A 12,554-nucleotide genomic window follows, 5' to 3' on the forward strand; every position below is an offset into this window, starting at 1 on the left:
AGTAAAAAGAAAGGAATGGTTCGATGAAGGATCAGAACAAGGCATTCCGCAGCCTGAACGCAGGGCTGCCGGACGATGTGGAGCGGCTGAAGGCCGCGGGCTATTACCAAGAGGCCATTGAGCGGATCGACGAATATCTGGCTGAGGACTGGACCGACACCCAGAACAGCCCCCGCAGCCAAGGGCTTGACCCGATGGGCGGCCCGCTGCCCCAGAACCCGACGCCGCAGGGCGTGGAGGCGCTGCGGGAAGCGATGCTGGCTCAGCGGGAGATGATGCGCCGCCTCCCGGCAGAATACTGCTACACCGAGGCCGAGGCCGTAGCCCGGATGCAGGGGCTGGTGAAGGACTTCACCGCCGAAGAGTTCCGCCAGCTCGTCAAGCACGGCCGGGTGGACTGGCGGTTCGTGGAAGGGGAAAAGCACTACCTCGACCGCTTCGCCGAAACGCTGCTGGCCACCCATGCCGACCTTGCGGCCCGGCAGCTGGACCCGCCCGCGCCGAACACCGCCGCGCGGGAGTTCCGCCGCCGCCAGCACGAGCAGATGGAGCAGACCGGCAACGCCAGCGCCCGCATCACCCTGCGCGCCAGCGTCGGCATGTCGGACGAAGCGTTTGCCGAAGCGCTGGCAAAGGCCAAGGCGGAAGGGCGGAGCAGCGTCCATGTCCGGGCGTGGCTGCCCATCCCGGCGGCGTGCCTTTCCCAGAGCGAGATCGAGCTGCTTGATCTCACCGAGCCGCCCGCCCGCATTGCGGACGAAAATGCGCCCCAGCGCACCGTGTACTGGGAGGCCGACCTTACCGAGAACCGCCGCTTCGGCGTGCAGTACCGCTACCGTGAGACGGCTGCTTATACCGACCCGCTGGACTTCACCCCCGACGCAGAGCAGCCGACCTTCGACACCGGGGAGGAAGCGCCCCACATCGTCTTTACGCCCTACCTGAAAGCGCTGGCCCATCAACTGACCGACGGCATTACCGACCCGGCGGAAAAGGCCAAGCGCATCTATGATTACGTTACCCTGAACGTCCGCTACCACTACCAGCCTGCCTACTTCGTGCAGGAGTGTCTGCCCGACCACTGCGCGCGGGACCGCCGGGGCGACTGCGGCATCATGGCGCTGACCTTCATCACCCTCTGCCGCATCGTGGGCATCCCGGCCCAGTGGCAGAGCGGCCTGTCCGTTTCCCTCACCGGGGTCGGCTGCCACGACTGGGCCATGTTCTACATCGCACCGAAGGGCTGGATGTACGCCGATTGCTCCTTTGGCGCCTCCATGGCGCGGCTGGGGGACGAGACCATGCGCCGCCACTACTTCGGCAGTCTGGACACCGGCCGCATGGTGGCAAACCGCGCCTTCGAAGCGCCTTTTGACCCGCCCATGACCGGTTTCCGCTCCGACCCCTACGACAACCAGTCCGGCGAATGCGAAGTGGACGGCGTGGGCCTTTACGGCGATGCCCTCGACACCCGCAAAGAGCTGGTGGACTACGAACTTTTGGAAGAATAAGACCTTAAACCGGGTCCCGCCCAGTACGGCGGGACCCGCATTTTCAATGTTTCAGATCAGGAGAACCGAATGGAATATCTGGCAGGACTTTATACCCTTTTGCTCGTTGCCATCTGCTTGGAACTGGCCGTGGTGCTCTGGCGCACCGGCAAAAAGCAGAATGCCGCGCAGAACAATGAGGAACTCAAGCGCTGGATGCAGCAGCAGTTCGACGCACAGGCCAAAGATCTTGCGGCCCAGCAGGCCGCGCTGGCGGAGCAGAACTACACCGCCATCCGCAGCGTGAGCGAGACATTACAGACCGCCGTGCAGAACATGAGCACCACCCTCGCCCAAGGGCAGAACGGCCAGCAGCAGATTCTGGAACGGCGCTTGCAGTCGCTGGAAGCGGCCAACACCCAAAAGCTCGAAGAGCTGCGCAAGACGCTGGCCGACAGCATGACGGCCCTCCAAGCCGAGAACACCCGCAAGCTGGATGAAATCCGCCGCACCGTCGATGAGCAATTGCAGGACGCCTTGCAGAAGCGGGTGACCGAGAGCTTCAAGGCCGTGAACGCCCAGCTCGAACAGGTGTACAAGGGCCTCGGCGAGATGCAGAGCCTTGCGGCGGATGTGGGCGGGCTGAAGCAGGTGCTCTCCGGCGTCAAGACCCGCGGCATTCTGGGTGAAATTCAATTGGGAGCCATCCTCGAAGAGATCCTCGCCCCGGAGCAGTACGAAACGAACGTGGCCACCATCCCCGGCAGCACCCAGCGGGTCGAGTACGCCATCAAGATGCCGGGCGTGGACGGCGGCACCGTCTGGCTCCCCATCGATTCGAAGTTCCCCGGTGACACCTATGCCCACTTGCAGGACGCACAGGCTTCCGGCAATGCACAGGCCGTGGAAAACGCCCGGCACGCGCTGGAACTGGTGCTGCGCAGCGAGGCCAAGGACATCCACGAAAAATACGTCGAGCCGCCCTATACCACCACGTTCGGCATCCTCTTCCTGCCCTTTGAGGGCCTGTATGCCGAGGTGGTCAACGCGGGGCTTCTGGAAGTGCTGCAGCGGGATTATCAGGTCAATGTGGCCGGCCCCAGCACCATGGCCGCTTTGCTGAACAGCTTACAGATGGGCTTCAAGACCCTCGCCATCCAGAAGCGCTCCGGCGAGGTCTGGCAGCTGCTGGGCGCGGTGAAGACCGAGTTCGACAAGTTCGGGCAGGGCCTTGCCAAGATGCAGCAGCGCCTCCGCCAGACCGACGAGGAACTGGACAACCTCATCGGCGTGCGTACCCGCGCCATCAGCCGGAAACTGCGGAGCGTGCAGAGCCTTGACGAGGAGAGCGCGGCAACGCTGCTGGAACTGGACAGCGAGCCGGGCCGCCCGGTCACCGCACAGCTGCCGGAGTAACAGGGAAGATTGTAGGAAAACGAATCTTGCAATAAGAAAATCCATGTGCTATACTAAGAAAAGTTCCTAGTAAAAACTTCCGGTTCGCCGGAAAAACGATAAAATCAGAGAAAGGTTGTCTTCTATGAGCGTGAAAAAGATCAGCGATGCCATTCTGGGCATCGGTGTGGATGATACCACCATCGACCTGTTTGAGAGCCAGTACCCCGTGCCCACGGGCGTCAGCTACAACTCCTATGTCATCCGGGACGAAAAGACCGCGATCCTCGATACGGTGGATGCCCGCGCCACCGACCCGTGGCTGGAAAATCTGGCCGAGGTACTGGGCGGCGCAGCCCCCGATTACCTCGTCGTCTCCCACATGGAGCCGGACCACGGTGCCAACATCGCCAAGCTCGCCGCGCTCTACCCGGAGATGCAGGTGGTGGGCAACGCCAAGACGTTCCTGTATATGGAGCAGTTCTTCGGGGCTGACGCCATCGCCAAGGACCGCCGCGTTGTGGTCAAGGACGGCGAGAGCCTGAGCTTGGGTGCCCACACCCTGACCTTCGTTTTTGCCCCCATGGTCCACTGGCCGGAGGTCATGGTCAGCTACGAGTCCACCGAGAAGGTCCTCTTCTCCGCCGACGGCTTCGGCCGCTTCGGCGCCGTGGCAAAATACGATGCAAACGCTGATTGGGCCAGCGAGGCCCGCCGCTACTTCCTGAACATCGTGGGCAAGTACGGCCCGCAGGTTCAGGCCCTGCTGAAAAAGGCGGCCGCGCTGGACATCCAGACCATCTGCCCCCTCCACGGCCCGGTCCTGACCGGAGACCTGAGCAAGTATCTGGCCTACTACGATATGTGGTCCAGCTACAAGGCCGAGGAGCCGGAAAAGGTTCTCGTCGCCAGCGCCTCCATCCACGGCCACACCCGTGAGGCCGCACACCTCATGGCCGAAAAGCTCCGCGCCAAGGGAGCCAAGGTGGTGGAGATGGATCTGACCCGCACCGACGTCTCCTACGCCGTGACCGAAGCCTTCCGCTGCGGCAAGATCGTGCTGGCCTGTGCCACCTACGACGGCTTCCTCTTCCCGCCGATGGAAAATCTGCTGGCCCACCTCAAGACCAAGAACTTCCAGAGCCGCACCGTCGGCCTGATGGAGAACGGCACGTGGGCCCCCATGGCGGCCAAGCTCATGCGCGCCGAATTGGAGGGTATGAAGAACATCACCGTCTGCGAGAATGTCGTCACCATCCGTTCCGCCGCCAATGAAGCGGCCAAGGCGCAGATGGATGCGCTGGCAGATGAACTTGTGCTGAAATGATGTGCAGCCTGCCCATCCTGAGGGCATACAGCGCACCGAATTGTCCGTGCTCGACAAAATGACCATAGCGCAGCATGGGACCCGCCCCGCTGCAAAGAAAAAAGCGCCCACACTTCGTGAGAAGTGTGGGCGTTTTTTGGTTCGGGCAGATCAGGTATCCTGCAGCTCCCCGCGGCTGGCGGCCTTGAGGTAAGCAAAGATGAAACCGTCGAGGTCGCCGTCCATAACGGCATCCACATTGCCGGTCTCGTAGTTGGTGCGGTGATCCTTGACCATCGTGTAAGGCATGAAGACGTAGCTGCGGATCTGGTGGCCCCATGCGATCTCGTTCTGGACGCCCTTGATATCCTCGATCTTGTCCATGTGCTGCTGCTGGGCAATCTGATACAGCTTTGCCTTCAGCATTTCCATCGCGTAGTCGCGGTTCTGGAACTGGCTGCGCTGGGTCTGGCAGCTGACCACGACGCCGGTGGGCTTGTGGATCAGACGGACAGCAGAAGAGGTCTTATTGATGTGCTGGCCGCCGGCACCGGAGGAGCGGTAGACCTGCATTTCGATGTCTTCGGGGCGGATATCCACCTGAATGGTGTTGTCCAGCTCCGGCATGACTTCCAGCGAAGCGAAGCTGGTCTGGCGGCGGGCGTTGGCGTCAAAGGGGGAGACGCGGACCAGACGGTGCACGCCGTTCTCGCTCTTGAGCAGACCGTAGGCGTTGGCACCCTTGACCATCATGGAAGCGCTCTTCAGGCCGGCCTCGTCGCCGTCCTGATAGTCCAGCACTTCCACGGTCATGCCGTGGGCAGCGGCCCAGCGGTTGTACATGCGGTAGAGCATCTCGGCCCAGTCCTGCGCCTCAGTGCCGCCGGTGCCGGCGTGGAAGGTCAGGATGGCGTTGCTGTGGTCGTACTCGCCGTTCAGCATGGTCATGAGCTGCAGCTCGTCCACCGCCTTTTCCACGGTGTTGACGGCCTCCTCGGCTTCGGGGATCATGTCGGGGTCGTACTCCTCGTCCAGCATTTCCAGCATGGTCTCGGCGTCGTCGTACAGGCCCTGCAGCTTTTCAAAGCGGTTCAGCTTGCCGCGCAGGTCGCCCACCTCGTCGAACACCTTCTTGCTCAGCTCGGCGTCGTCATAGAAGCCGGGGCGGGACATGGTGTGCTCCAGCTCCTGCACACGCTTGCGGGAAGCCTCGATGGCGAGAGCCTCTTCGAGGTCCTTCACCGCTGTGCCGTATTCGGCCAGCTTCACTTTCAGTTCTTCGGTCGTGATCATATTCTCATATACCTCGCAAAAAGATACAGTTTATACACAGATACTTCATTAGTATACCGGGAATTCATGATAAAGTAAAGAGGAAAAATCATCATCGTGCTGGAAATTTGAAGATTTTCACCTTTTCTTTTCTCCGGGAAGGGAGTATAATAGCATCAAGTACCATTATGGGAGGAAATTATGCCAAAATATTATGGCTGTCCCTGCGAGGGCTGCGGCAAGCCGCTGACATTGCGGGACGATATCGTTGTCTGCCCGGACTGCGGCGCACCGTATCACCGGGATTGTTACGAAAAACTGGGCCGCTGCATCCACAGCGCCGCCCATGCCGCCGGATATGAGTGGAAGTTCCCGTATCAGGAATCCGAGCTGTGCACCTGCCCGGCGTGCGGCGAGCGGACATTGCGCAGCGAAGAGCACTGCCGCTGCTGCGGCGCGGTGCTGCCGCCGGAGGGGGCCGAAGAACCCGCCGACCGCAGCGAGGACCCCGGCGAGGGCAGTTTTGATTATTCCAGCTTCTACCGCCAGTTTCAGGAGACCGGCACCCCGTCGGTAGACCCCATGAAACAGGCGTATGAGGCAGCCTTCGGCAAGGAGGAAGCCATGGACGGCATCCCCTGCGCGGACTGGGCCAGCTACATCGGCCCCGCATCCCCGGCCTATATGAACACCTACTGCCGGATGCAGCTTGCCCACAGCAAGGTCTCCATGAGCTTTTCGGCGCTGCTGTTCGGGCCGTTCTATTTCTTCTACCGCAAGGCGTGGAAACCGGCCTTCGGCTTCTTGGCGGCGGAACTGCTGCTGGCGGTGCCGACCCTGCTGCAATTGATGCAGATCACCGGCAGCACCATGGCCCCGGCTCTCAGCGACTCCACCATGGTCCTGCTGGCCCGCATCTGCTCGGCGCTGAGCTTCCTGCTGATGGTCGTGCGCGGTATGTACGGCAAGTGGCTCTACCGCAAGAGCGCTGCCGAGAAGATCAAGCGCATCCGGGCCGAGTTCCCGGACGCAGCCCAGCGCAAAGCCGTTCTGGCGGCGCAGGGCGGCGTGAGCATTGCCGCCGTGTTCGGCTGCTTTTTGCTGCTGATGGTCGTCGGCAGTGCGGCCACCCTGCTGCTGGGCCCCAATGTGGACGCCCTCATCAATCTGGTTTACGGCTGATGCACCCCGCCTGAAACATATTTGAAGGAGAACGAATCATGAAGAACGTCACGAAAGCCGTTATCCCCGCTGCGGGCCTCGGCACCCGCGTGCTGCCCGCCACCAAGGCCATGCCCAAGGGTATGCTGCCCATCGTGGACAAGCCCGCCATCCAGTACCTCGTGGAAGAGGCGGTGCGCTCCGGCATCACCGATATCCTGATCATTCTGGGCCGCAACCAGAGCATCATCGAAGACCACTTTGACCGTGCTCCGGAGCTGGAAGAGAAGCTGACTGCCCCCGGCAAGGAGAAAATGCTGGAAGAGTGTCTCGGCATCTCCAACATGGCCAACATTTATTTCGTCCGCCAGAAGCAGACCCTCGGCCTCGGCCATGCGGTCAGCATGGCAAAGGCCTTTACCGGCGAGGACCCCTTCGTGGTCATCTACGGTGACGACGTCATCTGGGGCGAAGATCCGGTCTGCGCCCAGCTCATCCGCGCTTACGAGGAATTCGGCCGCCCGGCAGCGGGCGTGTCCGCCGTGCCTTGGGCCGACGTGAGCCGCTATTGCAGCCTGAAGACCACCCCCATTCACGACAACTATTTCTTCGTGGATGACATGATCGAGAAGCCCAAGAAAGGGCAGGAGTTCAGCAACTACTCCATTCTGGGCCGCGTTCTGCTGACCCCGGAGATCTACGACATCCTCGCCCACACCAAGCCCGGCGCAGGCGGCGAGATCCAGCTGACCGACGCCATGGCCGAGTATGCCCGCAATTACGGCGGCATGACCGCGGTGGAATTCACCGGCAAGCACTACGACATGGGCAACAAGCTCAAGGTCGCAGAGGCGCAGGTCGAGCTGGCATTGCAGCACCCGGAGATCGGCGAGGCATTCCGTGCCTACCTCAAGGAGTTCTGTAAGACTCTCTAAGCTTCATCGGACAAAAAACAGCGGGGCTGTTGCAATAACTCCCTCAGTCACGGCTTTGCCGTGCCAGCTCCCTCTAGGAGGGAGCCTTGGCGTAACGGTTCGCTGTGAAAGCCTCCCTCATTGAGGGAGGTGGCATCGCGTAAGCGATGACGGAAGGAGTTGTGCAACAACCCCGTTTTTTTCGTTTACCGGCTTTTCCGCCGGGAGGTCTTTTCGAATTTCAGGCCGGGCTTGCCGGAGGCTTTGTAGGCCGCCGTCTTCCGCTTTTTGGGGCGCAGGGCGTAGACATAGCCGAAGCCGGTGCCACAGATGCCGCCCACGATGTGCATGAAGTTGGCCACGTTGTCGTGGACGAAAAGGACATCATACACCTGCTGGCCGAGGTAGAGGGCAGCCACCAGCAGCATCGTGACCGGGATGCCGCCCGAAAAGCCGGACAGCGACGCCAGCATGATGAGCATGAAGACGATGCCGGAGGCCCCCAATAGGGCCGTGCGGGGGAAGAGGGCGCATTGCAGCACGCCCGACACCAGCGCCGTGAAGACGATGCCTTCCAACAGGGGAACACTGCCGTACTTTTCTTCCATCGGCGGGCCGATGACGAGGAGCAGGAGCATATTGTTCAGGAAATGGTCCCAGCTTGCGTGGCCCAGCACATGCCCGAACAGGCGGACATAGAACAGCGGATCCTTCAGCGACGAGCGGTAGACGCAGAACAGGTGCATGGTCGTCCAGCCGTTCGTCCACTGGCCGAGGAAGAACACTGCCAGCGACAGCAGAAAAAAGGTCAGGATCAGGGGGGAGTTATATTGGAGCTGCAAAGTCAGTTTGGGGCGTTTCGTAGGCGGTCCATCCTTTCACTTCAGACGGCTTCCTTTCATTTTTCCGGGCAGGAGGTACTTGTTCGCTGGTTTTAACCGTCTTCAGCAGTTTTCGAAAATCAAGCTCAGTATAGCATGTTTTTTACCCTAAGAAAAGCCCCTGTGCGGCATTTTTTCGGTATCAGACCGCAGGACGGATTGACAACGCCGCCCAACTCAGGTACACTAGCGGTACGGATTTCTCCGGCATCCGCGGGCCGCAAAAAAGCCCGCATCCACGAAAGAAGGTTCTTTTTTGGCAACGGAAGCAAAACTCCGGCAGCTGGCGGACAGCGGCTGCCCGGTCTACTATTTTTATTCCAGCGAGCGGTATCTCGTGCGTCAGGCCGTGGCTGCCGCCGTGCGGGTCCTCTCGGCGGACAGCGGCGAAGAGGCCACCGTGCTGGACGGTGCGGCCCCGGAGCTGGAACAGCTCATCATGGCGGCGGGCACCATCTCCTTTTTCGGCACCCGGCGCGTCGTCGTGCTGCCGGAGCTCGACCCCGCCGCCTATAGCGACAAGGACCTCGACGAGCTGTGCGGGACGCTGGAAAGCTTGGAGAACGCCGTGGCCGTGCTGGGCAGCGTCTTCCCGCTGGAACGCGGGAAGCTCAAGACCGGAAAGCGGGCCCAGAAGCTGATCGCCGCGTGCAAAAAAATCGGCTTTGCCGAAGAACTGGCAAAGCCGAAACCCTATGAGCTCAAGGTCATGCTGATCGACCGGGCCAAGGCGCAGGACACCACCCTGCCCGAAGGCGCCGCCGCCGCCCTGTTGGAGCGCTGCGGCGAGGACCCCTTCCTGCTGGAAAACGAGGTGGATAAGCTCTGCGCCCTGTCCGGTTACCAGACCGTCACCGCCGCCATGGTGGCCGAGATGGGCACCGTCAGCTTGGAGGCCGACGTTTTCGAGATGATCCGGATGATCACGGCAAAAAATGCCACCGGGGCGTGCAAAAAAATGCAGACCCTTCTCCGCTTGCAGCAGGAGCCCATCGCCATCACCGCCGCCATGATCGGCAGCTACGTGGACCTGTACCGGGTCAAGCTGGGGGCCGCCAAGCGGAAGAGCTACAGCGCCGTCTTCAAGGATTTCGGCTACAAGGGCAGCGACTACCGCCTCAAGCGCTCGGCCGAAACGGCCAGCCACTATACCCTTGGCCAGCTCGAAGCCTGTTTGCAGGTGCTGCTGGACCTCGATAAATTTTTGAAAAGCCAGCCCGTAGACGACGAAGTGCTGCTGGAAGCAGCCCTGTGCCGCCTTGCGCTGGCGGGGAGCGGACGATGAGCCAACGAGAACTTCTGCATACCGACCGGGTCTTGGTGGTGGAGGGCAAATACGACGCGGCCCGCCTCTCTCACCTGACCGATGCGATGATCCTGCTGACGGACGGCTTCGGCATCTACAAGGACAAAAAGCGCCAGCAGCTTCTGAAAGCGCTGGCCAAGAAAAACGGCCTCATCCTCTTCACCGATTCGGACGCCGCCGGGTTTCGCATCCGCACCTATATCACGAACCTCGTCGGGGCCGAGCATGTGGTTCAGGCTTATGTTCCGGCCATCCACGGCAAGGAAAAACGGAAGCCCCAGCCCGGCAAGGAAGGGCTGCTGGGGGTCGAAGGCGTGGACGACGCCATTGTATTACAGGCCCTCAAAGACGCCCTCGGCCCGGAGGCCAATGCCGCCGCGGCCCCGAAACCGGCGGGCCGCGCCATCACCTACACCGACCTGTACAACTGGAAACTTTCCGGCACGCCCGGCAGCGCCGAGCGGAAATACGCCCTGCTGAACGCCCTCGGTCTTCCGCCCCGGCTCTCGAAAAAGGAGCTGGTGGAGGCGCTGAACCGCCTGTACAGCTTCGAAGAGCTGGACAAACTTCAAGCAGAAATTTTGAAATAAAACGAACGGCACAGAAGCTCACTCTTTCTGTGCCGTTTTATGTTCCCACCCCTCCCGCAGCAGCGCGAGGGCATGGGTCTCCAGCCGGGAAACGTAGCTTCGACTGATTTGCAGCAGCTTTGCCGTTTCCAACTGGGTCAGCGGCGGCTGGCCCGCCAGCCCGTACCGCAGCAAGATCAGCTTCCGTTCCCGCGCCGGCAGCCCCTCGATGAGCTGCCGCAGCCGCCGGGCCTCGTCCTGCTGCTCGCACCGGTCCTCCATGCAGAAGCCGTCCTGCAATACGTCCGAAAGAGTCAGGGCCGTGTCATCCTTGCCCGCTTCCAGCGTTTCCTGCAGCGAGACCGTCCCGCCGTTCTTGCGCTCCCGCCGGAAATACATCCGAAGCTCGTTTTCAATGCACCGGCTGGCGTAGGTGGAAAACCGCGCCTTGCGGGTGGAGTCGAAGGTGTCTACCGCCTTCATCAGGCCGATGGTGCCGATGGAGATTAAATCTTCTTGGTCGCCGGGCTGGGCGTAGTATTTTTTCGCCACATGGGCCACCAGCCGCAGATTGTGCCGGATGAGTTTCTCCCGCGCAGAGCCGTCTCCCGCCCGCAGCGCGGCGAAGGTCTCGATCTCCTCCCGCGCGGTCAGGGGCTTGGGAAAGCTCCCGGCTTCCAAATGCAGCGCCAGCACCAGAAACTTCGTGGCGAAAAATTGCAGCAGCGACAACAGCATAGCAGCACCTCCCGGAGCAGTTCTCCTATAGTTTATGTGGCAAGGTGGGAGGGCAGCACAAAACGGATGGTGTGTTTTTTCTTGAACGTGATTTTTAGAGGGCAGCTCGTTTGGTAAAATGACCACATGAAGAAGGTACAACCTGCTGGAGCAGCTGTACCAAAAATTCAACTGCGCCCGCCCTCTGGATTACCATGGGCACAGCTTGTCGGTCAGCGATGTGATCATGCTGAACCAGAACGGGAAAATTTCGGCGCACTATGTGGACAGCATCGGCTTCAAGGAACTGCCGGGGTTTCTGGACAAGCAGTCGGAACGCCCCTCTGTTCTGCAAACTCTCAAAGAGAAGTGCGATGCCCCGGAGTGCAACCCAACTGGGTGCCGGAAAGTGAGGGATGCCCATGAACTTTAACCATGAAGAACTGATGCTGCTGATGCTCTACAACACAGGCACCCGACTGGAGCTTATCCACGAACTACGGCTGATGCAGTGCTACCTGATGCCCGATGAGACTGCCCTGCGGGAGTTTTCAGAGGGAGTTATCGAAAAGCTGAAACTGCTGACCGATGCGGAGCTTGCCGAACTGGAATTTCCCCCGGACTGACTTTTGCCGCCTGCGGGCGGCGTACATAAAGTATTTTGTTCTTCCAAAAGATATGCTATAATCAAATTAGACAAAATTCCTCTCTTCAAGCGATTTCTCCGCAATTTTCCTGTGGCTCTGCTCGTATCAAAAATAAGGGACTGAATTTTAATTGTCAGAACGGAGGAACCATTATGGCAATCTTTGAAAAGACCATCCGAAACAAAAACTTTGACAAGCTGCTTCGGAAGCTGGAAAATGAAATCCCGGACAGCAGTTGGTCGGCAGATTTAGAGGCAGGCAGTGATTTCAAAGAGGGCGATGCCCGGTGCAGTGTCCGTGTATTTGAACGGTACAGCATGATGGGCGGCAACCGCTTGAGTCTGACGCTGACCATGTTCCAGAATGCGGACAGTCCGATTCGGCTGTCTGCCATCACCGCAGGAGGCAGTCAAGCGGTGTTCTTCAAGGTGAACACCCTTGGAGAAGAATCTTTTCTGGACGATGTAAAGAACCTGCTGGAAGAAATTTTGGAGGAGTGAAATGTTTTACGCTGGAATTGATCTGCTGTTCAGCATTCTGTTTCCCATCCTGTTCCTTGTGGTTTTGGGTATGATCCTATACACCATCATCGGAAATATCAGCACATGGAATAAAAACAACCATTCGCCGCGGCTGACCGTTCCGGCAACGGTTGTGGCAAAGCGAACGGAAGTTTCTCGCCACCATACAGACAATACGATGGCGCATACGTTCACGACCTATTATGTGACCTTTCAGGTAGAGAGCGGCGACCGCATGGAGCTTACCGTAAGTGGTTCGGACTACGGAATGCTTGTGGAGGGCGACATCGGTAAGCTGAGTTTTCAGGGCACGCGCTATCTTGGATTCGAGCGGAACTAAGCGTTCTCCTACATTACATAGTATCGTATCACATT

The 12,554-nt window shown here is 60.0% G+C and carries 14 protein-coding genes; 11 read left to right on the plus strand and 3 right to left on the minus strand.

Annotated features, from left to right (window positions below):
- The first annotated feature begins 23 nt into the window (after positions 1-23).
- The 3 genes from C4N23_RS05310 (at position 24) to C4N23_RS05320 (ending at position 4,212) form a co-directional block, all read left to right on the plus strand.
- Complete coding sequence (locus tag C4N23_RS05310; protein WP_112144603.1) at positions 24-1,511, plus strand: transglutaminase-like domain-containing protein; 1,488 nt, start codon at positions 24-26, stop codon at positions 1,509-1,511.
- Positions 1,512-1,580: 69 nt separating this feature from the next.
- Positions 1,581-2,906: a DNA recombination protein RmuC gene (locus C4N23_RS05315; RefSeq protein ID WP_055190427.1), complete on the plus strand. Its 1,326-nt coding sequence runs from the start codon at positions 1,581-1,583 to the stop codon at positions 2,904-2,906.
- 124 nt (positions 2,907-3,030) lie between these two features.
- Positions 3,031-4,212 (plus strand): FprA family A-type flavoprotein, encoded by a 1,182-nt coding sequence (locus C4N23_RS05320; RefSeq protein WP_112144605.1) that lies wholly within the window; start codon positions 3,031-3,033, stop codon positions 4,210-4,212.
- A gap of 150 nt (positions 4,213-4,362) precedes the next feature.
- On the opposite strand, the gene prfB is transcribed toward C4N23_RS05320, so the two are convergent.
- The gene (prfB, locus tag C4N23_RS05325) at positions 4,363-5,484 is read right to left on the minus strand and encodes a peptide chain release factor 2 (RefSeq protein WP_097838948.1); all 1,122 of its coding nucleotides are present in this window, start codon (positions 5,482-5,484) and stop codon (positions 4,363-4,365) included.
- A gap of 180 nt (positions 5,485-5,664) precedes the next feature.
- Between prfB and C4N23_RS05330 the strand changes: the two genes are divergently transcribed.
- Positions 5,665-6,645: an RING finger protein gene (locus C4N23_RS05330; RefSeq protein ID WP_112144608.1), complete on the plus strand. Its 981-nt coding sequence runs from the start codon at positions 5,665-5,667 to the stop codon at positions 6,643-6,645.
- 38 nt (positions 6,646-6,683) lie between these two features.
- Positions 6,684-7,559 carry a UTP--glucose-1-phosphate uridylyltransferase gene (locus C4N23_RS05335; protein ID WP_055190433.1) on the plus strand — a complete coding sequence of 292 codons (876 nt, stop codon included), beginning with the start codon at positions 6,684-6,686 and terminating at the stop codon, positions 7,557-7,559.
- Positions 7,560-7,744: 185 nt separating this feature from the next.
- Here C4N23_RS05335 and C4N23_RS05340 read toward each other — a convergent pair whose 3' ends face one another.
- On the minus strand, positions 7,745-8,380 hold the full coding sequence (locus tag C4N23_RS05340) for a rhomboid family intramembrane serine protease (protein WP_112144610.1): 636 nt from the start codon (positions 8,378-8,380) through the stop codon (positions 7,745-7,747).
- Positions 8,381-8,675: 295 nt separating this feature from the next.
- Here C4N23_RS05340 and holA point away from each other — a divergent pair, with 295 nt between their 5' ends.
- Positions 8,676-9,704, plus strand: a complete 1,029-nt coding sequence (holA, locus tag C4N23_RS05345; RefSeq protein ID WP_112144612.1) for a DNA polymerase III subunit delta — start codon at positions 8,676-8,678, stop codon at positions 9,702-9,704.
- The gene (locus C4N23_RS05350; RefSeq protein WP_112144614.1) at positions 9,701-10,315 is read left to right on the plus strand and encodes a ribonuclease M5; all 615 of its coding nucleotides are present in this window, start codon (positions 9,701-9,703) and stop codon (positions 10,313-10,315) included. Before holA ends, C4N23_RS05350 begins: the two co-directional genes overlap by 4 nt.
- 18 nt (positions 10,316-10,333) lie before the next feature.
- Here C4N23_RS05350 and C4N23_RS05355 read toward each other — a convergent pair whose 3' ends face one another.
- Positions 10,334-11,032 carry a sigma-70 family RNA polymerase sigma factor gene (locus C4N23_RS05355; RefSeq protein ID WP_112144617.1) on the minus strand — a complete coding sequence of 233 codons (699 nt, stop codon included), beginning with the start codon at positions 11,030-11,032 and terminating at the stop codon, positions 10,334-10,336.
- Between the two features lie 145 nt (positions 11,033-11,177).
- Here C4N23_RS05355 and C4N23_RS05360 point away from each other — a divergent pair, with 145 nt between their 5' ends.
- From C4N23_RS05360 to C4N23_RS05375, 4 genes are all read left to right on the plus strand, one after another.
- Positions 11,178-11,444: a YodL domain-containing protein gene (locus C4N23_RS05360; protein ID WP_342587747.1), complete on the plus strand. Its 267-nt coding sequence runs from the start codon at positions 11,178-11,180 to the stop codon at positions 11,442-11,444.
- Positions 11,434-11,637 (plus strand): transposon-transfer assisting family protein, encoded by a 204-nt coding sequence (locus tag C4N23_RS05365; protein WP_112144619.1) that lies wholly within the window; start codon positions 11,434-11,436, stop codon positions 11,635-11,637. Before C4N23_RS05360 ends, C4N23_RS05365 begins: the two co-directional genes overlap by 11 nt.
- Before the next feature lie 173 nt (positions 11,638-11,810).
- Positions 11,811-12,158, plus strand: coding sequence for a DUF6054 family protein (locus tag C4N23_RS05370; RefSeq protein WP_112144622.1), 348 nt, complete (start codon positions 11,811-11,813; stop codon positions 12,156-12,158).
- Between the two features lies 1 nt (position 12,159).
- A complete protein-coding gene (locus C4N23_RS05375; RefSeq protein WP_112144625.1) occupies positions 12,160-12,519 on the plus strand; it encodes a DUF2500 domain-containing protein in 360 nt (119 codons plus the stop codon).
- Positions 12,520-12,554 lie beyond the last annotated feature (35 nt).

Origin of the sequence: Faecalibacterium hattorii, assembly GCF_003287455.1 — a bacterium.
In the GTDB taxonomy this organism is placed as follows: domain Bacteria; phylum Bacillota; class Clostridia; order Oscillospirales; family Ruminococcaceae; genus Faecalibacterium; species Faecalibacterium hattorii.